General features: G+C 73.4%; 18 protein-coding genes. 8 read left to right on the top strand and 10 right to left on the bottom strand.

The window, feature by feature from the left end:
• Positions 1–5: 5 nt before the first annotated feature.
• Complete coding sequence (locus ETP66_RS09585) at positions 6–494, bottom strand: GspH/FimT family protein (protein ID WP_130842414.1); 489 nt, start codon at positions 492–494, stop codon at positions 6–8.
• A gap of 54 nt (positions 495–548) precedes the next feature.
• The gene (locus ETP66_RS09580) at positions 549–1,019 is read right to left on the bottom strand and encodes a GspH/FimT family protein (protein ID WP_130842413.1); all 471 of its coding nucleotides are present in this window, start codon (positions 1,017–1,019) and stop codon (positions 549–551) included.
• 66 nt (positions 1,020–1,085) lie between these two features.
• On the opposite strand from ETP66_RS09580, the gene ETP66_RS09575 reads away from it, so the two are divergent.
• Entirely contained in the window at positions 1,086–2,276 is a 1,191-nt protein-coding gene (locus ETP66_RS09575) for a thiolase family protein (protein WP_130842412.1), read from the top strand.
• Here the strand turns inward: ETP66_RS09575 and ETP66_RS09570 are convergent.
• The 4 genes from ETP66_RS09570 to ETP66_RS09555 are packed head-to-tail and all read right to left on the bottom strand — an operon-like array spanning position 2,273 to position 5,751.
• Positions 2,273–2,626: a HepT-like ribonuclease domain-containing protein gene (locus ETP66_RS09570; protein ID WP_130842411.1), complete on the bottom strand. Its 354-nt coding sequence runs from the start codon at positions 2,624–2,626 to the stop codon at positions 2,273–2,275. The two genes, ETP66_RS09575 and ETP66_RS09570, sit on opposite strands and share 4 nt — an antisense overlap.
• Positions 2,613–2,918: a nucleotidyltransferase family protein gene (locus ETP66_RS09565; protein ID WP_236630214.1), complete on the bottom strand. Its 306-nt coding sequence runs from the start codon at positions 2,916–2,918 to the stop codon at positions 2,613–2,615. The genes ETP66_RS09570 and ETP66_RS09565 overlap by 14 nt, the downstream gene beginning before the upstream one ends.
• A 39-nt stretch (positions 2,919–2,957) precedes the next feature.
• On the bottom strand, positions 2,958–3,266 hold the full coding sequence (locus tag ETP66_RS09560; protein ID WP_130842409.1) for a DUF503 domain-containing protein: 309 nt from the start codon (positions 3,264–3,266) through the stop codon (positions 2,958–2,960).
• A gap of 19 nt (positions 3,267–3,285) precedes the next feature.
• The gene (locus tag ETP66_RS09555) at positions 3,286–5,751 is read right to left on the bottom strand and encodes a BamA/OMP85 family outer membrane protein (protein ID WP_130842408.1); all 2,466 of its coding nucleotides are present in this window, start codon (positions 5,749–5,751) and stop codon (positions 3,286–3,288) included.
• A 54-nt stretch (positions 5,752–5,805) separates the two neighbouring features.
• On the opposite strand from ETP66_RS09555, the gene ETP66_RS09550 reads away from it, so the two are divergent.
• The 3 genes from ETP66_RS09550 to ETP66_RS09540 are packed head-to-tail and all read left to right on the top strand — an operon-like array spanning position 5,806 to position 7,722.
• Positions 5,806–6,624: a purine-nucleoside phosphorylase gene (locus ETP66_RS09550; RefSeq protein ID WP_430731883.1), complete on the top strand. Its 819-nt coding sequence runs from the start codon at positions 5,806–5,808 to the stop codon at positions 6,622–6,624.
• A complete protein-coding gene (locus ETP66_RS09545) occupies positions 6,624–7,259 on the top strand; it encodes a YggS family pyridoxal phosphate-dependent enzyme (protein ID WP_130842406.1) in 636 nt (211 codons plus the stop codon). Before ETP66_RS09550 ends, ETP66_RS09545 begins: the two co-directional genes overlap by 1 nt.
• A gap of 10 nt (positions 7,260–7,269) precedes the next feature.
• Complete coding sequence (locus ETP66_RS09540) at positions 7,270–7,722, top strand: DivIVA domain-containing protein (protein ID WP_130842405.1); 453 nt, start codon at positions 7,270–7,272, stop codon at positions 7,720–7,722.
• Here ETP66_RS09540 and ETP66_RS09535 read toward each other — a convergent pair.
• On the bottom strand, positions 7,664–8,239 hold the full coding sequence (locus ETP66_RS09535; RefSeq protein WP_488225833.1) for a YdcF family protein: 576 nt from the start codon (positions 8,237–8,239) through the stop codon (positions 7,664–7,666). The two genes, ETP66_RS09540 and ETP66_RS09535, sit on opposite strands and share 59 nt — an antisense overlap.
• A 49-nt stretch (positions 8,240–8,288) precedes the next feature.
• Between ETP66_RS09535 and hflX the strand changes: the two genes are divergently transcribed.
• Positions 8,289–9,938 carry a GTPase HflX gene (gene hflX / locus ETP66_RS09530; RefSeq protein ID WP_130842403.1) on the top strand — a complete coding sequence of 550 codons (1,650 nt, stop codon included), beginning with the start codon at positions 8,289–8,291 and terminating at the stop codon, positions 9,936–9,938.
• Here hflX and ETP66_RS09525 read toward each other — a convergent pair.
• Entirely contained in the window at positions 9,926–10,192 is a 267-nt protein-coding gene (locus tag ETP66_RS09525; RefSeq protein WP_130842402.1) for an acylphosphatase, read from the bottom strand. The genes hflX and ETP66_RS09525 overlap by 13 nt on opposite strands.
• Before the next feature lie 59 nt (positions 10,193–10,251).
• On the opposite strand from ETP66_RS09525, the gene ETP66_RS09520 reads away from it, so the two are divergent.
• The 3 genes from ETP66_RS09520 (at position 10,252) to ETP66_RS09510 (ending at position 20,647) form a co-directional block, all read left to right on the top strand.
• On the top strand, positions 10,252–18,306 hold the full coding sequence (locus ETP66_RS09520; protein ID WP_130842401.1) for a translocation/assembly module TamB domain-containing protein: 8,055 nt from the start codon (positions 10,252–10,254) through the stop codon (positions 18,304–18,306).
• A 12-nt stretch (positions 18,307–18,318) separates the two neighbouring features.
• Positions 18,319–19,350 (top strand): L-threonine 3-dehydrogenase, encoded by a 1,032-nt coding sequence (tdh, locus tag ETP66_RS09515; RefSeq protein WP_130842400.1) that lies wholly within the window; start codon positions 18,319–18,321, stop codon positions 19,348–19,350.
• Between the two features lie 235 nt (positions 19,351–19,585).
• A complete protein-coding gene (locus tag ETP66_RS09510) occupies positions 19,586–20,647 on the top strand; it encodes a PQQ-dependent sugar dehydrogenase (RefSeq protein ID WP_130842399.1) in 1,062 nt (353 codons plus the stop codon).
• A gap of 1 nt (position 20,648) precedes the next feature.
• On the opposite strand, the gene ETP66_RS09505 is transcribed toward ETP66_RS09510, so the two are convergent.
• On the bottom strand, positions 20,649–21,839 hold the full coding sequence (locus ETP66_RS09505) for a branched-chain amino acid ABC transporter permease (RefSeq protein WP_201738519.1): 1,191 nt from the start codon (positions 21,837–21,839) through the stop codon (positions 20,649–20,651).
• A gap of 3 nt (positions 21,840–21,842) precedes the next feature.
• A partial coding sequence (locus ETP66_RS09500; RefSeq protein ID WP_130842398.1) for a branched-chain amino acid ABC transporter permease occupies positions 21,843–22,593 on the bottom strand: 751 nt, incomplete at its 5' end.

Raw genomic sequence — 22,593 nt, 5'->3', positions numbered from 1 at the left:
AGCCTTCATCGCACCTCCGCCCTCCCTTGGGGGGATATCGCCACCTGTCGGGTGTAGGTGTTGGCCCGGTTGCTGAGGGTCACGGTGACCGTGTGGAAGCTAAGGGGGATGCCGCGGCTGTCAAAGGCGAAGGCCGTCTCCCCGGAGACCTGGGCCAGCCGCACCCGGGCCCACTCCCCCTGGCCAAAGGCGACCCTTTGGACCACCCTCTCCTGGATGGTCGTCCCTTCCCCGGTTTCCGGGGGGACCACCACGTAGACCACGTAGCCCCCGGCGCTTTGGGCGTTGCCGGCTTCGAACCGCAGCCCGGCGGTGGTGTTTTGGCGTATGGCTTCCAGCCGGGCCCTCGTCACCTGGGCCGCTAGGCTTTGCGCGGCTTGGTTCACGGCGATGCGGTCGGAGCGCAGGTAGCCCGTGCCCAGGGCCAGGAGAATCCCCAGGATGGCGAGGATGATGACGAGCTCTATGAGGGTCAGGCCACGGGGCTTCCTCATTCCCTTCTAAGGGTAGGCGAAAGGGGTGGGGTTCGCATCCCCCAAACGGGGGGTCTACTCCACCCGGGCCCGGCCCTGCTGGCTTATGACCACCTTGCGGGTGGAGGTACCGGAGGCGAGGGTTATGGTGCCGGTGATGGGTTTGGCGGGAACCCCCCTGGGATCGAACAGAATGGGCATATTGCCCAGGGTGCTTCGGTTGGGGTCCAGCCGTACCCGGGCCCAGCCTCCCTCCCCAAAGCGCACCACCTGTACCTCCTCCCCCGGGGTGTAGCGGCGGTCCCCGTTTCGGTCCACGAAGACCGCGTAGCCCCCAGCCCCCTCGGTGAAGACGTGGAGCCCGGCGAAGGCGTTCTGCCGGATGGCCTCCAGCCTGGCCCGGGTCACCTGGGCCGCCAGGGAGCGGGCGGCGCCCTCCAGGGCCAGGCGGTTCGGGGAGAGGAGGGGAAGGCTCAGGCCCAGCAAGACCCCCAGGAGGCCCAGCACCACCAGAAGCTCCAACAGGGTGAGGCCTTGCCTGGGCATCCGCCTGGAGTATAGCAGGGGGCTGCCCTCGCCCCAGGTGCCCCGGCGCGCGGGTATGATAGGCCCATGGGCGAGGTCTACATCGTTTCTGCGGTGCGCACCCCCATTGGCCGGTTCGGGGGGGTGCTGAAGGACGCAAGCCCGGTGGAGCTAGGGGCCCAGGCCATGCGGGCCGCCCTGGCGCGGGCGGGGGTGGAGGGGAAGGACCTGGACCTCTACGTCTTCGGGAACGTGCTCCGGGCGGGGCACGGGCAGCTCCTCCCCCGCCAGGCGGCCTTGAGGGCGGGCATCCCTAAGGAGGTGGATGGGTACCAGGTGGACATGGTCTGCGCCTCGGGGATGATGGCCGCCATGAACGCCGTGCAGTTCCTGCGCACGGGGGAGGCCCACCTGGTCCTGGCCGGGGGGGTGGAGTCCATGAGCCAGGCGGGGTTCTACCTCTCCCACCGGGCCAGGTGGGGGTACAGGTTCCTCATGGGGGCGCCGGAGGGCCTGCAGGACATCCTGCTTCGGGATGGGCTTTCCGACCCCTTTAGTGGCGAGGCCATGGGGGAGCAGGCGGAAAGGCTGGCCCAGGACTACGGGGTCACGCGCCAGGAGGTGGACGAGGCCGCCTACCATTCCCACCGGCGGGCGGCGGAGGCCACGGAGAAGGGCTTCTTCGCGGAGGAGATCGCCCCCATGGAGCTTCCCGGGAAGAAGGGGCCGGTGGTGGTGGATAAGGATGAGGGGATCCGCCCCGAGACCACCCCGGAGTCCCTGGCCGCCCTCAAGCCCGCCTTCCGCAAGGACGGCATCCTCACCGCGGGGAACGCCAGCCAGATCTCCGACGGGGCGGCGGCGCTTCTCCTCGCCTCGGAGGAGGCGGTGAGGGCCCACGGCCTTAAGCCCCTCGCCCGGGTTCTGGGCGGGGCCTGGGCCGCGGGGGAGCCCTGGCGCTTCCCCGAGGCCCCCATCCCCGCGGTCAGGCGCCTTCTGGACCGGCTTGGCATGAAGGTGGCCGACTTCGGCCTCTTTGAGAACAACGAGGCCTTCGCCCTGAACAACGTCCTCTTCCACCGCCTCCTGGGGGTGCCCTACGAACGGCTCAACGTCTTCGGGGGAGCCGTGGCCCTGGGCCACCCCATCGGGGCCAGCGGGGCCAGGATCCTGGTTACCCTGCTGAACGCCCTCAGGCAGAAGGGGGAGGAAAGGGGCCTGGCCGCCATCTGCCACGGCACCGGGGGGTCCACGGCCTTCGGGGTGGAGCTGGTTTAGGCGCCCAGCTCCTCTAGAATCTGCTCCAAGCGGGTGAGGAGGTGGGGGAGGTCCTGCTCCACGATGGCTCCCACCACCTCCATGTCCACGTCGAAGTACTCGTGGATTAAGCGGTTCCGGGTGTCGGCGATCTCCCGCCAGGGAACCTCGGGGTAGCGTTCTTTGAGCTCTTGGGACAGGCCCCTGGCGGCCTCCCCTAGGATTTCCAGGAGGCGCACCACGGCCAAGGCGGTGGTGTCCTCTGGGGGGAGGGAGGACAGGTTCTTCCCTTGCCCCAGCTCCAGGGCCCTTTGCGCCGCGTCCCGCATGTGCAGGAGCCGGACCCTATCCGAAACCCTAGGCGGCCTCATAAAGGGGATGGGCCTCCCTTAGGGCCTCCTCGCGGAAGTAGCGGCTGAGGCTCTTCGCGGTGTGGAGGTCCACCTGCCTCCCGAACAGGCGGGAGAGCTCCTCCTGCAGGCGCACGAAGCCCAGGCCCGGGACTCGGCCGGGGAAGAACTCCACCAGGAGATCCAGGTCGCTTGCCTCCGAGGCCTCTCCCCGGGCGAAGGAGCCAAAGAGAAGGAGCCGGCGCACGCCGTAGCGCTGGCAAAGCTCCTGGAGGCGTTCCCGATCGGGGGTAGGCAGGGAGCTAAGGTTCACCCCTTCCATCTTACCCCGCTGGTTGCCGGGGGCGTGTCCCTAGACTAGGCCGTCCAGCTCGAAGGCCTCGAGGTGAAAGGCCTCCAGGGCCACCCTAAAATCCCCCTCGCGGGCCAGGAAGCGGGCGGCCTCGCGGAGGGTTTCTTCCACCCACGCGGGGTCGTTGCCCAGGAGGCTCAGGCCCACCACCTCGAAGCCCCAGGCGTCCAGGCCGTAAAGCCTGGCCGCGCTGACGGGGAAGCGGGCCTTCACCCGTTCCAGGGCCGGCTTGATGAGGGCCCGCTTCTCCTTGAGGCTCCGGGCCGGGGTTTCCAGCCGGGCGGTGTAGAGGCCCAGGTAGGCTTTCATGGCGGGCCCCAGGCCCAGTTTAGAACATGGGCCCGATGCGGAAGTGGAGCCTTCCCGTGGGGCTTTCCGGGCTGAAGGCGTAGTCCAGCCGCAAGGAGGGGAGGAGGACCCCCAGCACGTCCAGGTCCAGCTGCAGCCCCACCCCGGCCCCCCACTTCACCCCGCCGGTGTTGTCGGCGATCCCCAGGTCGGTGAAGAGGATGCCGTAGAGGTTGGTCCCCCCTTGCGGGGAGAGGTTGAAGTTGTAGCGGTACTCCAGGCTTCCCGTGGCGAAGGAGAGCCCCCCGTACTTGCGGTCCTCGTAGCCCCTGAGGAGGAAGGCCTCGGCCCCACCCCCGGAGAGGAAGAAGCGCTCCCCCGCCGGGGGGAAGCCCAGGAGGGTGCCCACCGAGGCCCTGAGGGCCAGGGCCTGCCGCCTCTCCCCGTCCAGGGGGAAGTAGGTCTTGCCCGTGACCACCACGGGGACGAAGAGGCTCCGGCCCCCCGTGTCGGGGAGGGAGAGGCCCAGGCCGGTGGAGAGGCTCGCCTCGTAGCCCTGGGTGCGGAAGCGGGGGTCGTCCACCTCCAGGTAGCTCACCCCGGTGTCCAGCCTGAGGGTCCAGCCGGGGGTGGGGAGGAGGCTTTGGGCCTGGCCGAGGTCTTTGTACCCGGTGCCGTCGCAGTACCTGGGGTCGCTGGGGTCGGTGACGGCGGGGTCGCAGGGGGCGTTGGGGTCGAGGACCTCCAGGGCGTAGGCCGAGCGGCGGGCGGTGAAGCCCAAGGAGAGCCTGATCTGCTCCAGCTCCCGGGAGAGGGGGCGGGTGAGGCTCAGGGCCCCGCCGGTGCGGCGCTCGGTGTACTCCCAGCCGGTGTCGGTGGCCCCGTCGAAGAGCCGGTTGTTGCCGATGGGGGTGGAGAAGAGGGCCAGGGAAAGGCCGGTGCGCACCTCCTTGAGGTCCAGGTAGTCCAGGTAGAGCCAGGGAATGGTGTAGGAAACGCTTAGGGAGAGGTTTTCCCGGGCCTCGTTCTGCAAAAAGGCCAGCTCCGCCCCCACCTGGTGGGCCAGGCCGAAGAGGTTGGTCTCCCGGAAGGCCACGGTGCCCGACCAGCCCTCCAGGGAGCTCCAGCCGATGGCGGGCTGGAAGAGGCCGGTGCGGGCCTCCCTCAGGGAGAGGAGGAGGATCACCTGGTCCTCCCGTTCCCCGGGGAGGAGGCGCACCCCGGGGGGCTCGGCCAGGAGGCCGGTGGCCATGAGGCGGCTGATCCCCTGGCGCAGGGCCGGGACGTTGAAGAGGCTTCCCGGCGGGGGGAGCTCCCGGAGGATCACCTCCTCCCGGGTCCTGGGGGAGGCGGCCCACTCCAGGCGGTAGCCCCCGATCTTGAGCTCCACCACCTCCAGGCGGAAGACCCCCTCTTGGAAGCCGAAGCGCACGTCGGCCACCTCGTAGCCCCTCTCCCCGTAGTAGCCCGCGATCCGCCGGGCGTCCTCCTGGGCCAGGAGGGGGGTGTAGACCTCCCCGGGCCTCAGGCGGAGGAGGGCCAGGAGGGTTTCCGCGGGGAAGGCGGTGTTCCCGGTGAGCTCTACCCGCTCGATCCTGCCCCCCTCGGGGCCCACCTCCAGGCGCACCCGCACCCCCTCCCCTTCCGGAACCAGGGTGAAGTTCACGATGCGGGAAAGCCCCCGGGAGAGGGCCTGCACCCCCTCCAGGAGGCGGCCGTAGTCCAGGAAGTCCCCGGGGGCCAGGGGGAAGTCCCGCAGGTCCAGCCCCGCCCCCTCCACCGCCACCACCCTGAGCTCCCGCACCCGCACGGTGAGGACCCCCTCCTCCAGGGTGCTGGCCTCGAGGTCTGGGCCGCTAAAGCGGTAGCCCGCCCCCTCGTAGCGGAGGGCGATGGCCCTGAGGGCCTCCTGGTAGCGGGCGAAGTCGAAGGGACCCCTCAGGGGCTCCAGCAGCCGCCTTAGCTCGGCCTCGGGGAGGAGGGTGGCCCCCAGGAGGCGCACCTCCCGCACCTCCGGGGCCTCGGCCACCCGGAAGACCAGGACCACCCCCTCCGCCCCCTCCCGGGCCTCCACCGCCACCTGGGGGACGAAGGGGAAGCCGTTTTGCCGGTAGGCCTGGGCCAGGGCCTGGGCCGCTTCCTGGGCCCTCAGGGGGTTGTGGATGGCCTCCCGGCCGATGGCGAAGTTCTGGTCCAAAAAGCGCAGGAGGGTCTCCTGGGGGAAGGCCCGGGCCTCCACCCGCACCTCGGCCAGGGGGGGGTAGGGGGTGAGGACCACCCGGAGGACCCCGTCCTGGAGCCTCACCTCCACCTCCCGGAAGTAGCCCGTGGCCAGGATGGCCCTCCGGGCGGCCTCCAGGTCCCCGGGCTCATCCCCCACCCCGAAGGGGAGGGCGGCCCGGGCCAGGGCCTGCAGGACGGGGTCGCCCCCCTCCACCACCACCTCCCGGATGGGGGCCGCCAGGGCCAGGAGCCCCAGGAAGGACAGCACCAGCAGGCGTTTCATGGCGGAGAGCATACCGGGGCCAGGTGAAGCCCGCGTGAGAGTAAAATGGCCGCCATGGGGGTCTACGAAAAGATCCAGGAGGCGGTGGCCTACATCCGCGCCCAGGCCGACTTCCCCCCGGAGGTGGGCCTGGTCCTGGGCTCGGGGCTGGGGCCTCTGGCGGAGGAGGTGGAGAAGGTGGCGGAGATCCCCTACCGGGAGATCCCCCACTTCCCCCTTTCCACCGCCCCCGGCCACGCGGGCAAGCTGGTCCTGGGCCATCTGGAGGGCAAGCGGGTCCTGGTCTACCAGGGCCGGGTCCACTACTACGAGGGCTACAGCGCCGAGGAGGTGGCCTTCCCCGTGCGGGTGGGCTTCTTCCTGGGGGCCAGGACCTTCCTCCTCACCTCGGCGGCCGGGGGGCTCAACCCCCGCTTCCAGGCGGGGGGGATCCTCCTCCACCTGGACTACCTCAACCCCTCCGGGGTGAACCCCTTGCGGGGCAAAAACGACGAGCGGCTTGGCCCCCGTTTCCCGGTGATGTTCGAGGCCTACGACCCTGAGCTCATCGAGCTCGCCCGCAAGGTGGCCCGGGAGCAGGACCTGCACCTCTTCGAGGGGGTCTACGCCTGGTTCCTGGGGCCCAGCTTCGCCAGCCGGGCGGAGCTCAGGATGCTCCGCGAGCTCGGGGCGGACGCCATCGGCATGTCCACGGTGCCCGAGGTCATCGCCCTGCGCCACCTGGGGGCCCGGGTCCTGGGGCTTTCCACCCTCACGGACATGGCGGTGCCGGAAAGGGAGCACCACGCCACCGAGGAGGAGGTGCTGGCGGTGGCGGCGAGGACGGGGCCCCTTTTCCGCCGCTTCGTGCGGGGGATCCTGGCCGCGCTCTGATGGGCCTGCCCCGGGTGCTGGAGGCCATAGGGGCCGCCTGCCGCCGCGCGGGGCGGCGGCCGGAGGAGGTGCGCCTGGTGGCGGTGACCAAGGGGAGGAGCGTGGAGGAGATCTGGGAGAGGGTCCTCCGCCACGGCCCCTTCCCCTTGGGGGAAAGCCGGGTGCAGGAGGCCCTTAGGAAGATGGAGCTCCTTCAGGCGGAGTGGCATCTCGTGGGGCCCTTGCAGCGCAACAAGGCCAAGTTGGCCCCCCGCTTCGCCCTCATCCACTCCCTGGACTCCTTACGCCTGGCGGAGGCCCTGGAGCGGGTGGGGGCGCGGGAGGGGGTGAGGCTTCGGGTGCTTTTGGAGGTGAACCTGGGCCGGGAGCCCCAGAAGCACGGCTTTCTGGAGGAGGAGCTCCTGGACGCTTACGAGCGGGTGCGGGCCATGCCCCACCTGGAGGTCCTGGGCCTCATGACCGTGCCCCCCGTGGGCCCGGAAGGGGTGGTCCGGCCCATCTTCCGGAGGCTCTCCCAGCTTGCCGACCGCCTGGGCCTTCCCGAGCGCTCCATGGGCATGTCCGACGACTTCCCCATCGCCGTGGAGGAGGGGGCCACCCTGGTGCGGGTGGGGCGGGCCCTTTTTGTAGACTAGGCGAGGACCCATGGACCTAACCCCTTTGGACGTGCGTTACCAGGAGTTCCCCGTGGGCTTGCGCGGGTACCACCGGGGGGCGGTGCGGGCCTACCTGGCCCGGGTGGCCGAGGTGATGGAGGGCCTCATCCAGGAAAATGAGGGTCTGCGCCAGCGCCTGCAGGGCCTGGAGGAGGAGGTGGCCCGCCTGAAGGAGGCCGAGGGGGAGCTCAAGCGGGCGGTGGTGGCCGCGGAGCGGATCGCCCGGGAACTTCGGGCCCAGGCGGAAAGGGAGGCGGAGCTGATCCGCAAGGAGGCCCTGGCGGCCAAGGAGCAGGTGCTGAAGGAGGCGGCGGAGGAGCTCAGGCGCCTCCGGGGGGAGATCGAGCGGGCCCGGCAGGAGAAGGCCCTCTTCCTGGGCCAGGTCAGGGCCCTCTTGGAGGGGTATCTGGAGGCCCTGCGCCGCCTGGAGGGGGGGCCCTGAGGGCCTGCCCCCCAGGGGAGGGCCTTAGGCCCAGGTAGAGCCAGAGGCGGTAGAGGGCCTCCCGCAGCCAGTAGCCCGGGGGGTAGGGTCCGGGTACGGGATGGCCCCGGGCCTCCAGGCCCAGGAGGCGGGCCAGGAAGAGGGCCCGCGGGAGGTGGGGGGCGTCGGTGACCAGGAGGACGGGCCCCTGAAGGCGGGGCCGGAGGAAGAGGAGGTTCTCGTAGGTGTTCCGGCTTTGCGTCTCGCAGAGGAGGGCCTCCCCGGGCACCCCCCGTTCCAGGAGGTAGCGGCAGCCCACCTCCCCCTCGCTGAAGCGGTCCCCGGGAAGCCTGCCCCCGGCCACGGCGATCCCGGGGGCGAGGCCCTTTGCGTAGAGCTCCAGGGCGGTCTCCAGCCGCCTTTCCAGGGCCGGGGAGGGCCGTCCCCCGTACTGGGCGGCCCCCAGGACCACGATCCAGGCGTACCCCTGGGCGAGGGCGGGGGGGAAGAAAAGGAGGAGGGGGAGGAGCCCGCGCACGCCACCCACTCTACTTCCAGGGCCGGCTTCGTGGTATACTGGGAGGGCATTGGAGAAGATCTTCGGCAGGACGGAGGGGCTCAAGCGGAGCGAGCTTAAGAAGCTTTCCAATCTGTACCGGAGGCGGGTGCCCAAGGAAAGGGTGCTCACCCCCGAGCTGGCCCAGGTCCTGGCGGGGCTTTCCCAGGAAGCCGGGCGGCCCATCAGCCTCCTTCTGGACCGGGAGGGGCGGGTGGTGCGGGTGGGGGTGGGGGACGCCAAGGACCTGCCCATCCCGGATGGGGCCAGGGACGAGCGCAGGCTCTCCGGCTTCCGCCTCCTGCACACCCACCTCGCCAAGGGGGGCCTATCCCGGCCCGACCTATCGGTGCTCTTCCTCCACCGCCTGGACAGCCTGGCCGCCCTGGAGGTGGAGGAAGGGAGGCCCGCCACCCTGCACCTGGCCTTCCTCTCCCCCCCCAAGGCCGCCGAGGAGGACTGGCGGATCCTGCCCCCTAGGCCCTACTTCCAGTACCTGGACCTGGACCTTTTGGCGGAGGTGGCGGCCCTGGAGGAGGAGCTGGCCCGCCAGGCGCGGGTGCGGGAACTCCTGGACGGGAGCGGGGAAAGGGCCCTCCTGGTGGGGGTGGACCGGGGGGAGGGGCCGGAGGCGGAGGCGGGCCTTTCCGAGCTCGCCGAGCTCACCCGCACCGCGGGGGGCGTGCCGGTGCGGCGGGTGCTGGTCTTCCGCCAGCGCCTGGACCCCCGCTATCTGGTGGGCCTGGGGAAGCTGGAGGAGCTCAAAAGCCTCGCCTACCACGAAAACGCCGCCACCCTCATCTTCGGCCTGGAGCTCACCCCCACCCAGGCGCGGGAGATCGAAAGGGCCACGGGCCTCAAGGTCCTGGACCGCACCCAGCTCATCCTGGACATCTTCGCCCTCCACGCCAAGACCCCTGAGGCCCAGGCCCAGGTGGAGCTGGCCCAGCTCAGGTACCTCCTCCCCCGCCTGGTGGGGAAGGGGAAGGAGATGAGCCGCCTCGGGGGCGGGATCGGCACCCGGGGGCCCGGGGAGACCAAGCTGGAGGTGGACAAGAGGCGCCTCCAGGAGCGGATCGCCCACCTCTCCCGGAAGCTGGAGGAGTACGCCCGGAGGCGGGAGGAGGCCAGGAGGCAGAGGAAGCGCCGCGGGGTGCCCCTCATCGCCGTGGTGGGCTACACCAACGCCGGCAAGACCACCCTCCTCTCCGCCCTGGCCCGGGGCGGGGAGGCGGGGGAGGATAAGCTCTTCGCCACCCTAAGGCCCCTCACCCGCCGGGGCTTCCTGCCCGGGGTGGGGGAGGTCCTCTTCACGGACACCGTGGGCTTCATCCGCCAGATGCCCGAGGAGCTCCTCACCGCCTTCCGGGCCACCCTGGAGGAGGTGCGGGAGGCGGACCTCCTGGTCCACGTGCTGGACGCCTCGGAGGAGGGGGCTTTGGGGCGGCACCGGGTGGTGGAGGCCCTCCTGCGGGAGCTCGGGGTGGAGGCCCCCAGGGTTCTGGCCCTGGCCAAAGCGGACCGGGCGGCCCCCTATGACCTTTCCTATTTGCAGGAGAGGCTCGGGGGGGTGCCGGTTTCCGCCCTCAAGGGCACAGGGCTTTCCCAGCTCAAGGAGGCCCTGGCCGAGGCCCTGCTGGCCTCGGGGGTCAGGCCGCAGGCCTGGGCTCAGTACACGTAGAACCCCTCGAGCCCGGTGGCCTCGGCCCACTGCACCTCCACCCCCTCCACCCGGGCCAGGCGCGGGCCTTGCTTCAGGTGGTGGAGGAAGGCGAGGAGCTCCTCCTCGGGGCCCTCGGCCACCACCTCCACCCGGCCGTCCGGCAGGTTCTCCGCGTAGCCGGAAAGCCCCAGCTCCAAGGCCCTCCTCTGGGCGAAGGCCCGGTACCCCACCCCCTGCACCCGCCCCCGGACCAAGGCCACCAGGCGCGGCATAAGCCCATTCTAGCCCCCTTGCCACGCGGCTTTCATCTACCCCCTCTATGCTTAGGGGGATGCGCTGGGGGCTTTTCCTCCTCCTCGGGCTTCTCCTCCTCCTCCCCGCCTGGCCCCCCCTTCTCCGGGGGGCGGCGGAGGGGGCCCTGGCCCTTCTGGGCCTCCAGGGGCGGGTGGGGGAGGCGCGGGGGCACCTCCTCCTGGGCCTGCGCCTGAAGGGGGTGGAGCTTCGGGGGGAGGGGCTGGAGGTCTGGGCGGAGGAGGTGCGCCTGGCCTACGACCTCCTGGGCCTGTTGCGCCGGGAGCTCCCCCTCTCCTTGCACCTCAAGGGGGCGAGGCTCAGGCCCACCTGGGAGGCCCTCTTCCCCGAGGGGCCCCCGGGGCCACCCCCCCGGGTCCGGCCCCTTTTCCGCCAGCTCCTCCTGGAGGAGGCCGAGGTGGAGCTCCCCCAAGGGGAAAGGCTCTTCCTTCCCCCGTTGCGCCTCACCCTCCAGGGGGGAAACCCCTACGCCTTCCTGGCCCGCCTGCCGGGGGGGAGCTTCCGGGGGGAGGCCCGGGCCCTGGCCCCCGACCTCGGGGCCTGGGAGGTGGCCTTCCGGGGGGAGGTGCGGGGGCTGGCCTTCTTCTACGAGGGGCTTAAGGGGGGGACCCTTTCCGGGGTCTTGCGCCTGGGCCCCGGGGGGCTGTGGGGGGAGGCCCGGGTGGCGGAGGGGGCGGTGGAGCTGGTGGGCTTCCCCCTCACCGGGGTGGAGGGGCCCATCCGCCTGGCGGAGGACCGGGTGGTGGCCGAGCTCCGGGGGGTGGGCCTCGAGGGGCCTCTGGAGGCCCGGGCGGAGGTGGACCTCCGGGCCGAGGGGTACCGCTTCCGGGTGGAGGGCCGCCCCCGGCTTGCCGCCCTGGCCCGGCACTTTGGCCTCGCCCTCCCCGTGGAGGGGGCGGGGGATCTCCTCCTGGAGGGGGAGGGCTGGGAGGAGGTGCGGGTCCAGGGGGGGTTCCAGGGGGAGGGGCGGCTTCTGGGGGAGCCCTTCCGCCACCGGGGGCGGCTGGCCTTCCACCGGGTCTTCGCCCTGGAGGCGGAGGCGGAGGGGCGGCTTTTCGACCGGGACTACCGCCTGGCCCTGGACCTCCGGGGAGGGGAGTACCGGGTGGAGGGGGAGGACAGCCGGGGCAGCCGCCTCCTCCTCCGGGGCCAGGGGGAGCGCGCCCGGGGGGAGGGGGTCCTGGCCTGGCCCCTTCCCCTGGAGGGCCGGGCCCAGGTGGCCTTCGCCCTGGAGGGGGGCCGCTGGCAGGCCCGGGTGGCAAGCCCCGGGGTGGCCCTCCCCCTCTTCCGCCCCCTGGACCTCTCCGGGGCGGTGGCGGGGGAGGGGGAGCGGGTCTCGGGGCAGCTCGGCCCCCTGGCCCTGGGGGGCACCTGGGGGGACCTCGCCCTCCGCCTCGCCGCCACCCCCCTGGCGGTGGGGCACCTGGAGGGGGAGGGCAGGCTCCTCCAGGGGCGGCTTTGGGCTGCCTTGCGCTACGCCTCCCCCTTTGCCGCCCTGGGGGTGCAGGTGGTGCAGGAGGCCGAGGGCTTCCGCTTTCTGAGCCCCTTCGGCGAGGGGCGCTACCGGGAGGGGACCCTGGCCCTGGTCCTGCGGGACCTGCCCGTCCGGGCCCTGGAGGAGTTCCGCCTTTCCGGGGAGGCCCTTTACCGGGAGGGGGCCCTGGCGGGAAGCCTGGCCCTCAAGGGGCGGTACCTGGAGGCCGAGGCCCGCCTGCGCCGGCTGGGGGCGGAGATCGCCGGGAGGCTTTGGACCCCCTGGGGGGAGGTTCCCTTCGGGGGGAGCTACGACCCCGAGCCGGGCCTGGCCCTCCAGGCCCAGGGCCTCCGCCTGGCCTACCGGGAGGGGGCGCGCCTTTGGGGGGAGGCGGCCCTCGGCCCCTTGGCCCTGCGGGCGGACCTCCTTTGGGACGGGGGCTTTGCCGGGTGGGCCGAGGCCGAGGCCTACGGGGTGCGGGGGACCCTGCGGGGGGCGGGGGAGCGGCTGCTCCTGGCCCTTTCCGGGGCGGTGGCGGGGGAGGGGGAGGTGTGGCCGGAGCCCCGGCTGGCCGGGAGGCTTCGCCCCCCCTTGCCGGAGGGGCTGGAGCTGCCCCCCCTGGCCTTCCGCCTGGAGCGGGAGGGCCTCGAGGTCCTGGGGGTGGGGCGGGTGGCCTTCCGGGAGGGCTGGCCCTTTGCCCTGGAGCTTCCCTTCCGGTACCGGGGCCTGGAGGGGCGGCTCCTGGCCGCGGGGGGCCTGGAGGGGGGGCGGGTGGCCCTCCGCACCCCCTACGGGGAGGTGGCGGGGGAGGGTCCCTGGCGGGAGCTTGCCCTCCTGGGGCGGCTGGAGGTGCCCCACGGGGGGCCGGGGCGGCTTTCCGGGCGGCTGGACCTCCCGGGCCTCGCCTACCGGGGGGAGGTCTACTGGGAGGGGCCGGGCCTGCGCCTGGGCTTCCAGGGGGAGGGGGCCAGCCTGCGCCTCGCCGGGGAGGCCCCGGGCCTGCGGCTTCTGGGGGGGTACGGGGAGGGAGGGCTTTCCCTGGAGGTGCGGGCCGAGGGGTATGACCTCGCCCCCTGGGGGCTTCCCCTTCGGGCCACGGGGGTTTGGGGGACGGAAGGGGGTAGGCTCCGGCTGGTTTCCCCCTACGGGGAGGCCCTCGCGGTGGGGGAGGAGCTCCTCGCCGCCCGGGTCCGGCTTTCCGGGCCCTACCTGGAGGGGGAGGGGCGGGTTTCCCCGGAGGGGGTTTCCCTGGCCCTGGCGGGGGGGTACGGGGGGGACGGGGCGGGGGTGCGCCTGTGGGCCCGGGGGGGCGGGCCCTGGGGGGCTTTGGCCTTGGACCTGGGCGGGGAGGCCTGGGCCCCCTACCTGGAGCCGGTGGCCTTCCGGGGGCGGGTGTGGTGGGCGGAGGGGGTGCGCTACCTGCTGGAGGGGCCGGTGCACCTCCAGGGGGAGGGCCTCCGCTACCGGGGGGGCTTCGCCCTGCCCGTGGCCCTTCTGGGGCGGGAGGGGGGGCTTTGGGGGGAGTTTTGGGGGGAGGGGCTCGCCCTGGAGGGGGCGGGGGAGGGGGAGCTCGGCGGCCTCCCCTTCGCCTTCCGCGGGGGGTACGGGGAGGGGGCTTTCCTGCGCCTGGCCTTTCCCGGGGGGGAGGTGGCCCTGGAGGGGGAGGAGGTGGGCTTCCGGGTGGCGGACGCGGGGCCCCTCATGGGCCTTCTGGGCCTGCCCCTTTCCGGGGAAGCCTGGGGGCGGCTCACCCTGGAGGGGGAAGGGGAGGCCTGGGCCCGGCTCCGCTACGGTGAGGAGGCCCTCCTCCTGGACTACCGGGAGGGTGTCTTGCGCCTCCACCTCCCCCTGCGGGACCTGGGCCTGGCCTGGGCCCCCGGGGAGGGGCGGCTTTGGGGCCTGGGGGCGCTCCAGGGGGAGGGCCGGCTCCGCCTGGGCGGGGAGGGGGAGGTCCTGGGGGCCTTCCGCCTCGGGGGAGTGGAGGCCCGGCTTGCGGGCTCCCTGAGGGACTTGGAGGCGGAGGCCCGCCTCCTGGGGGAGGGCCTGGGGGAGAGCGCCTTTGCCGGGCGGCTGGACCTCCTGGGGCTGGAGGGGGAGGGGGTGTTCCGCCACGCCTCGGCCTACGGGGAGGGGGAGGTGGCCCTCCTCTGGGAGGGGGCGCGGTACCGGGGGGAGGGGTGGCTCAGGGGTCTCCGCTACCTGGAGCAGGAGGGCCCCTTGCGCCTTTGGGGGGAGGGGGGGAGGGTGGAGGCCACCTGGGAGGCCCCCCTGGCCTTTGCCGCCCGCTACCACGGGGCCCTGCAGCTGGGGGTGCGGGGGGAGGGGGAGGTCCTGGGCTTCCGGGTGGGGGCCGACCTGGCCTACGGCCCCGAGGGCTACCGGGGGCGCCTCGAGGCCCAGGGGCGGGGCCTCAGGCTGCTGGCCGAGGGGGAGGGCCCCCTGCGCCTTTCCCTCTTGGGGGAAGGGCTTCCGGGGGAGGTGCGGGCGGAAGGGGTCCTGGAGGGGCTTTCCCTGAGGGGGGAGGCCCGCTACGCCCTCCCCCTGGGCCAGGCCCGCCTCCTGGCGGAGGCCCGCCTCCAAGGGGAGCTCCCCCGGTTCCTCCTGGAAGGGGAGGGGGCGGTGCTGGGGGAAGGGGAGGCCCTTCCCTTCCGCTTCGCCTACGCCCACGAGGGGGGAGGGCCGGACCCCGGGGCCCTGGCCCTGTGGGGGGAGGCTTCCGGCTTCCGCCTGCGGCTGGAGGGGGGGCGGCTTTCCCTCCACCTGGACCGGGACCTCGCCCCCTTCGGCCTCCCCCTCGGGGTGCGGGCCCGGGCCGAGGGCCCCTGGGACGGGCCCATAGGGGTGGTCCTGGAGCGGCCCGAGGGCCGGCTTTCCGGGCGGGTCTGGCCCTGGCCCCTCCGGGCGGAGCTGGCCGGGGAGGTCCTGGGGGAGCGGGTGGAGGCGGCCTACGGGGAGGAGGGGGCGGTCCTCCGCTTCCTGGGGCCGGTGCTTGCGGGGGAGGCCCGCTACGGCCGCGCCCTTTCCGGCCTCCTCGCCCTCCGCTACCCCCTCCCGGGGGGGGGCCTGCGGGGGGAGGTGGACCTGGCCCAGGGGACCTTCCGCCTCCTGGGGGAAGGGGAGTGGCGGGGGGAGGTCCGGGGGGCCTTCTGCCTCCCCGCCCCCCTGGGGGGGTGCCCGGGCCTCGAGGCCCAGGCCCAGGGGGAGCTGGCCCACGGGCCCCTGGCCCTGCGGCTGGACCACGGCTACCGGGCAGAGGCGGGGTACCTGGGGGCCCTCCTGGGGGAGGGGAGGCTCCTCACCCCCTACGGGGAGGTCCTCCTCCGGGGGCGGGGCCTGGGCCTGGACCTCCTCGGGGAGGGGCTTCCCCTTTGGGGGCGGCTCGACCTCCTCCCCTTCCGCCTCCTCTACCGCTACGCCGGGCCCCTGCCCCTGGGCCTGGGGGAGCTTTGGGCCGAGGGGGCCTACCCCGGGGAGTGGCTTCGGGGCCGCTACCGCCTGGGGGAGGTGGCCCTGGACCTCCAGGGCCTCCCCGGCTTCCGGGTGGCCCTCCGCGGGGAGGGGCTTTGGGGGGAGGTGGGGCCGGAGGGCCTCGCCCTCCGGGCGGAGGGCTTCGCCTACGGGCCCCTCCGGGTCTTTGGCTGGGCGGCGGGCCCCTGGGAGCGGGTGGAGGGGGAGCTGGCCTTGGCCGCCTTTGGCCGCGAGGCCCGGGTGAGGGGGGCCTACGGGAGGGAGGGCCTGCGGCTGGCCTTCGCCGGGGACCTGGAGGGGGAGGTGGCCTGGCGGGAGGTCTGGGAGGGGCGGCTCGCCTTCCGGGAGGGCTTCCTGGAGGTCTTCGGGGAGGGGGTGCCGGGCGTCCGGGGGGAGGTCCTGGGGGAGGGGGTGGGCTTCCGCTGGCCCCTCCTGGAGGCGGGAGGGGTGCGGGTGGACCTCCAGGCCCGGGAGGCCTCGGGGGAGGGGCGGCTCCTGGCGGGCCTGGTGCCCGGGGGGCTCCAGGCGCAGGGCGCCGGCAGGGAGGTCCGCCTGGGCTACCGGGTGCCGGGGCTCGGGCTGCCCCTGGAAGGGGTCCTGGACCTTCGGGATCTCTCCTTGGCCCTGGTGAGCCCCGAAGGGGAGGGGGCCCTGCGCTACGCCGGGGGGCGGGTGGAGGGGGCCTGGGCCTTGGAGGTGGCGGGCCTCGCCCTGCGCCTCCTGGGGGAGGGGGAGCGGGTGCGCCTGTTGGGGGAGCATCCCCCTTGGCCCTGGTGGGCGGCGGGGGCGGGTGCCCTTGAGGGGGAGGTGGACCTGGGGGGGAGCTACCGCCTAGGCTACCGGGCGGGGGCGCAGGTCCTGGAGCTGACGGGAAGGCTCCTGGAGGCGACCCTGCAGGCGGAGGGCCCCTACCTCCAGGGGCGGCTCGCCTACCCCCCTTCCGGGGAGCTGCGGGTGGAGCTGCCCCTCCCTCCCCTCGCGGCCCGCTTCCGGGGGCGGGTCTTCGGCGAGGGGTACGGGGTGGAGGGGGTGCTGGAGGGGGAGGTGGGCCGGGTGGAGGCCCGGGGGAGGCTCTGGCCCCTCGCCGGGGAACTCCTCCTGGAGGGGGCGGCCCTGGAGGACTTCCTGGCCCCCTACGCTCCCTACCTGAAGGGGCGGGTCTCCGGGCGGCTCGCCCTGGAGGGCCTGGAGGCCCGGGGAAGCCTCAGGGGCCAGGTGGAGGCGGCGGGCACCGCCTTGCCCCTGGCCTTCAGCGGCGCCCTGGGCCCGGGGCGGCTTTGGGGGGAGGGGAGCCTGGGGCAAAGCCGCTTCCAGGTGGAGCTCCTGGGAGGGCGGCTTGACCTGGCCGCCGCCCTGCGCGCCTTCCCCCTCCACCTCCCCCTCGCCGCCGTGGCGGGGCCCCTGGAAGGGGAGGCCTACTGGACGGGCCAGGCCCGCCTGCGCCTGCCCCTCGCCGACCCCTGGGAGGGGGAGGGGGTCTTGGTGGGGGAAAGCCTCCGCTTCCTGGGGGCGGGGGACGAGCTCCGGGGCCGGGCGGCCCTGCGCTTCCAGGGAGGGAGGGTCCATGTGGACCACCTCCGCCTCGCCGGGCGGGGCACCTGGGAGGGCGGGGGGTACTTCGGCCCCGGGGGGTCCGACCTCTACCTGAGCCTGAGGGACACGGCCTTCACCCCGGTCCTGGGGGTGATCCCCGCCCTCAGGCCTTACCGCCCCGAGGCCTCGGGCAGCCTTACCCTGCGCCTCGGGGCGGAGGGCTTCCGGGCGGAGTTCCAGGACTTCCGCTTCCGCCTCGGCCCGGTGGCGGGGTACCTGGAAAGGGGCCTGCTCTCCCTGAACGGGGGGGCGCGGGCGGAAGGGGAGCTCCTCCTCCAGGCCCCCTTCCCGGGGCGGGCGGGGCTGGGCCTCGAGGGCCGGTTGGAGGACTTCCGCGTCACCGCCAGGGGCACGGTCTCCCTGCCCGGGCTGCAGGAGGCCATCCCGGCGGAGGTGGCCTTCCGCTACCCGGGCTACGGGGTGGAGATCCGCCTGGGGGGGGCCCTGGCCCAGGGCACCCTGTTCCCCTTGCGCCTGGCGGGCTACGGGCCCCTGCCCCTCTACTACCCCCAGTACTACCTGCAAGAGGGCCTCCTGGACGTGAAGGGCTTCTTCCTCTACGAGGAGCGGGGCACCTACTACCTCACCGGCAACGCCGAGGTGGTCCGCGCCCGCCTGGCCCTGCCCGAAGCCCGTGTCCGCCAGCTCACCCAGGAGGGGGTCCCCTGGGCCGGGCCCCCCGAGGGGCAAGGGTCTGCCCCGGTCCCCCTGGTCTTCGAGGGGGTGCGGATCTACGCCGAGCGGGGGGTTTTGGTGCAGGAGAGCCTGGTCCAGGGGGAGCTCCGGGGGGAGCTCTTCCTGGGCGGCACCTACGCCGACCCCTTCCTGGCGGGGGAGGTGGAAGCCCTTTGGGGAAGCTTCCGCCTCCTGGACTCCCTCTTCACCCTGGACCCGGCGAGGAGCGTGCTCCGCTTCCGCCCCGACCGGGGCCTGCTGCCGGAGTTCGCCCTGAGGGCCCAGGCGGAGACCCGGGGCTACCAGGTCGTCCTCGAGGCCAGCGGGGAGTTCCTGCGGGAGAACGGCCGGGTAAAGGCCCGCCTGGAGCCCCGCTTCGCCTCGGAGCCCCCGCTTTCCGAGCCCGAGATCTACGCCCTCCTGGCCCTGGGCACTCCCGACCTGGCCCGCCTGGGGGAGGCCCTGCCCCAGGCGGCCCTGGGGGCGGCCCTGGAGACCCTGGTCTTGGGCCAGCTGGAGCGGGAGCTGGCCCGGGCTTTGGGTCTGGACCGCGTCCAGCTCCAGGTCCCCCTCCTCCAGGGGGGGGAGGTGGGGGATATCCGCTTTTCCATCGGCAAGTACCTGAGCCCGGAGCTCTTCTTGGGCTATGCGGTGGACCTGCGGGGCGGGCAGGCGTTGAGCGCCCAGTACCGCCAGGACGGGTTTACCTTCGCCTTTAGCTCCACCTTTTTCCCCGGAAACGGAAGGTTTCCCCGCCTGGCCTTCGCCGTGGGCTACGACCTCACCCCGGCCCTGGGCCTCACCTTCAGCCTGGAAGCGGCCGACGCCACCCGCTTCAGCGTGGGGGCCCTCTACCGGTGGTAGCATGGCCCCGGTATGCGCGCCTTGGCCAAGCTGGCCCCTGGGGAGGGCCTCGCCCTGGTGGAACGCCCCGTGCCCGAGCCGGGCCCGGGGGAGATCCTGGTCCGGGTGGAGGCCGCGAGCATCTGCGGCACCGACCTGCACATCTGGCGTTGGGACGCCTGGGCCCGGGGGAGGATCCGCCCCCCCCTGGTCACCGGCCACGAGTTCAGCGGGGTGGTGGAGGCCGTGGGCCCGGGGGTGAAGCGGCCCCAGGTGGGCGACCACGTGAGCCTGGAAAGCCACGTGGTCTGCCATGCCTGCCCCGCCTGCCGCACGGGCCACCACCACGTCTGCCTGAACACGGAGATCCTGGGGGTGGACCGGGACGGGGGCTTCGCCGAGTACGTGGCGGTGCCCGCGGAGAACGCCTGGGTGAACCCCAAGGACCTGCCCTTCGAGGTGGGGGCCATCCTGGAGCCCTTCGGCAACGCGGTGCACACGGTCTATGCGGGAAGCGGGGTCTCGGGCAAGAGCCTCCTCATCACCGGGGCCGGGCCCATCGGCCTCATGGCGGCCATGGTGGCCCGGGCGAGCGGGGCGGGGCCCATCCTGGTCTCCGACCCCAACCCCTACCGCCTGGCCTTCGCCCGGCCCTACGCCGACCGGCTCGTCAACCCCCAGGAGGAGGACCTCCTTTCCGTGGTGCGGGAGGTCACGGGGAGCGGGGTGGAGGTGCTTCTGGAGTTTTCCGGCAACGAGGCCGCCATCCACCAGGGCCTCCAGGCCCTCATCCCCGGGGGGGAGGCCCGGATCCTCGGCATCCCCTCGGACCCCATCCGCTTCGACCTGGCGGGGGAGCTGGTCATGCGGGGGATCACCGCCTACGGCATCGCGGGGAGGCGGCTTTGGCAGACCTGGATGCAGGGCACCGCCCTGGTCTACGCGGGCCGGGTGGACCTTGGGCCCCTCATCACCCACCGTCTCCCCTTAAGCCGCTACCGGGAGGCCTTCGGCCTCCTGGCCTCGGGGCAGGCGGTGAAGGTGATCCTGGACCCCCGTGCTTGAGGGCCCGCGCGGGGAGGCCATCCCGCCGGGGAAGGGGCGTACCCAGCCCCTTTGGCCCCCGGCGCGGCGCGGGCCGCGGCGGTATACCCCCTCCCGCCGAGCCCCTCGCCCCTGGGTACCCCTCCCCGGAGGGGCAGAGTCCCCGTGGGGGCCCCGGTGCGAGGGCGCTAAATGTGCCCCGCCTTCCGGGGAGGGGTGGGGCCCCAGGGTAGGCTTGGGCCCGAGGAGGTGAGGGATGCCCACGCGAAGGAGCGTGCTTTTGGGCCTCCTGGGACTGGGCCTGGCCCGGGGCCAGGGCCTCCGGGCGGAGGCGGTGGTGGGGGGCCTCGAGGTGCCCTGGGCCCTGGCCTTCCTGCCCGAGGGAGGGTTTTTGGTCTCGGAGCGGCCCGGGCGCATCCGCCTGGTGCGCGGGGGGAGGGCCACCCTCTACGCCGAGCTTCCCGTCTACGCCCGGGGGGAGTCGGGGCTTTTGGGGATCGCCCTCCACCCCCGCTTTCCCCAGGAGCCCTACCTCTACGCCTACCGCACGGTGGAGGAGGGGGGCTTGAGGAACCAGGTGGTGCGCCTAAGGCACCAGGGGGACCGGGGGGTCCTGGAGGGGGTGGTCCTGGACGGGATCCCCGCCCGCCCCCACGGCCTCCACTCCGGGGGGCGGATCGCCTTCGGCCCCGACGGGATGCTCTACGTGACCACCGGGGAGGTCTACGAGCGGGAGCTGGCCCAGGACCTTGCCTCCTTGGGGGGGAAGATCCTCAGGCTCACCCCGGAGGGGGCCCCGGCCCCGGGGAACCCCTTCCGGGGCCGCGCGGGGGCCCGGCCCGAGGTCTACGCCTACGGCCTCCGCAACCCCCAGGGCCTGGCCTGGCATCCGGAGACGGGGGAGCTCTTCGCCAGCGACCACGGGCCGAGCGGGGAGCTGGGCCGGGGGCACGACGAGGTGAACCTCATCCTCCCCGGGGGCAACTACGGCTGGCCCCGGGTGGTGGGCCGGGGGGGCGACCCCCGCTACCTGGATCCCCTCCAGCTCTGGCCCGAGGGCTTCCCTCCCGGGAACCTGGCCTTTTGGAAGGGGGCGCTTTACGTGGCGGGCCTCCGGGGCCAGGCCCTCCTCCGCCTGGTCCTGGAAGGGGGGCAGGGGAGGTGGCGGGTGGCCCGGGTGGAGACGGCCCTCACCGGCTTTGGCCGCCTCAGGGAGGCCCAGGTGGGGCCGGACGGGGCCCTTTACGTGACCACCTCCAACCGGGACGGCCGCGGCCAGGCCAGGGAGGGGGACGACCGGGTGCTGCGCCTCCCCTAGGCTACTCCCGCCTTCCCAGGACGGAGACCACCTTCTCCTCCCCCAGAAGCCCCCGGGGGCGGTAGAGGAGGATGAGGATGAAGAGGAGGGCGATGAAGAGGTAGCGCAGGTAGGGCCCCCGGGCGGGGAGGTCGGGGCTTAGGGCCTGGAGGAGGGGGCTTAGGAGGTCGGTGAGGAAGGCGGTCCCCGTCCACACCCCCCAGATGACGAAGGCCCCCAGGATGGCCCCCCGGTTGTTGCCGCTTCCCCCCAGGATGAGCATCACCCAGATGAGGAAGGTGGCGAAGAGGGGCTGGAAGTGGTTGTAGTCGATGGAGACCATGTAGTGGGCGTAGAAGGCCCCCGCCACCCCCATGAGGAAGGCCCCCACGGCGAAGGCCTGGAGCTTGAGGAGGGCGGTGTTCTTCCCCAGCATCTGGGCCGAGGCCTCGTCCTCCCGCACCGCCCGGAGGGCCCGGCCCCAGGGGGAGCGGAGGGCCCGCTCCAGGAGGAGGTAGCCCAGGGCCAGGGCCAAGGAGAGGAGGAGGAGGAAGACGTAGGGGTAGTCCCGGGGCTCCAGCCCGGCGAAGAGGGGGGCGAGGAAAGCCGGCAGCCAGTCGCAGTCCGGCCCCTGGACCAGGCAGTAAAGGGGCCGGGGGATGCCCCGCAGGGGCTCGGGGCCGTTGGCCAGCCAGCGCTCGTTCTGGAAGACCAGGCGCACCAGCTCGGCGAAGCCGATGGTGGCGATGGCCAGGTAGTCCTCCCGGAGGCGCAAGGTGGCGAGGCCCACGGGGAGGGCGAAGAGGAGGGCCACCAGCCCCCCCGCCAGGACCCCCACCAAAAAGGGCTGCTCCAGGCCGAAGGCCTGCTGGCTGTACAGGGCCAGGATCCCCTGGGGCATGGCGGTGGTGAAGAGGGCCGAGGTGAAGGCCCCCAGGGCGAAGAAGCCCGCCACCCCGATGTTGAAAAGCCCCGTGTACCCCCAGTGGACGTTGAGCCCCAGGCTGAGGAGGGCGAAGACCCCGGCGAAGACCGCGAAGGAGACCAGGTAGGCCAGCACCCCGGGGGAGAGGAGAAGGTGGAGGAGGGCTCCCAGGAGCCCTCCCAGGAGGAGGGCCAGGGGGAAGGCCAGGGGGAGCCGCCCCCGGAGGAGGGGGTAGAGGAGAAAGCCCAGGGGCAGGGCCAGGAGGAGGCTCTTGCCGAGGAGCTCCATCCCTCACCTCCGGGAGAAAAGGCCCTCGGGCCGCACGAAGAGGGCCAGGATCAGGATGACGAAGGCCACCCCGGGCCCGTAGGCCGGGTTGAGGAAGCTGGAGGAGACCTGCTGGGCTACCCCGATCACCACCGCCCCCGCCAGGGCCCCATAGGGGTTGCCGATCCCCCCGAGGATCACCGCGGCGAAGAGGGGCAGGAGGACGAACCAGCCCATCTCGGGGCGGAGCTGGGCGTCCAGGCCCAGAAGCGTCCCCGCCACCCCCGCAAGCCCCCCCGCCAGGAACCAGGTCCATAGGGCCACCCGCTCCGTGGGGATCCCCGAGGCCCGGGCCAGCTCCGGGTTATCGGCGGTGGCCCGCATGGCCTTGCCCAGCTTGGTGCGGGTGAGGAGGAGGTGGAGGAGGAGGACCAGAAGGAGGCTCGTCCCCAGGATGAAGAACTGGTCGGGCCGCACCGGCACCCCCAGGAAGTCCACCGCGGGCCGGGGGCGGCCCGTGTAGTAGAAGGCGAAGTCGGGGCCGAAGAGGAGGTAGAGGAGGCTGCGCACCAGGAAGGCGGCGGCGAAGGCCATCATGGCCAGGATCACCGCCGGGGCCGCCCGGAGGCGCAGGGGGCGGTAGAGGAGCCGGTCCAGGAGGAGGGCGGCCAGCCCGGTGAAGAGGAAGGCGAAGAGGAGGGCGGGGAGGAACTCGAACCCGAAGGAGAAGGGCCCCACCGGGGGGAAGAGGGGGAGGAGGGCCAGGGCCAGGAGG

The organism is Thermus thermamylovorans, from assembly GCF_004307015.1.
Classification (GTDB): domain Bacteria; phylum Deinococcota; class Deinococci; order Deinococcales; family Thermaceae; genus Thermus; species Thermus thermamylovorans.
This window is presented reverse-complemented; position numbering and strand designations above follow the sequence as displayed.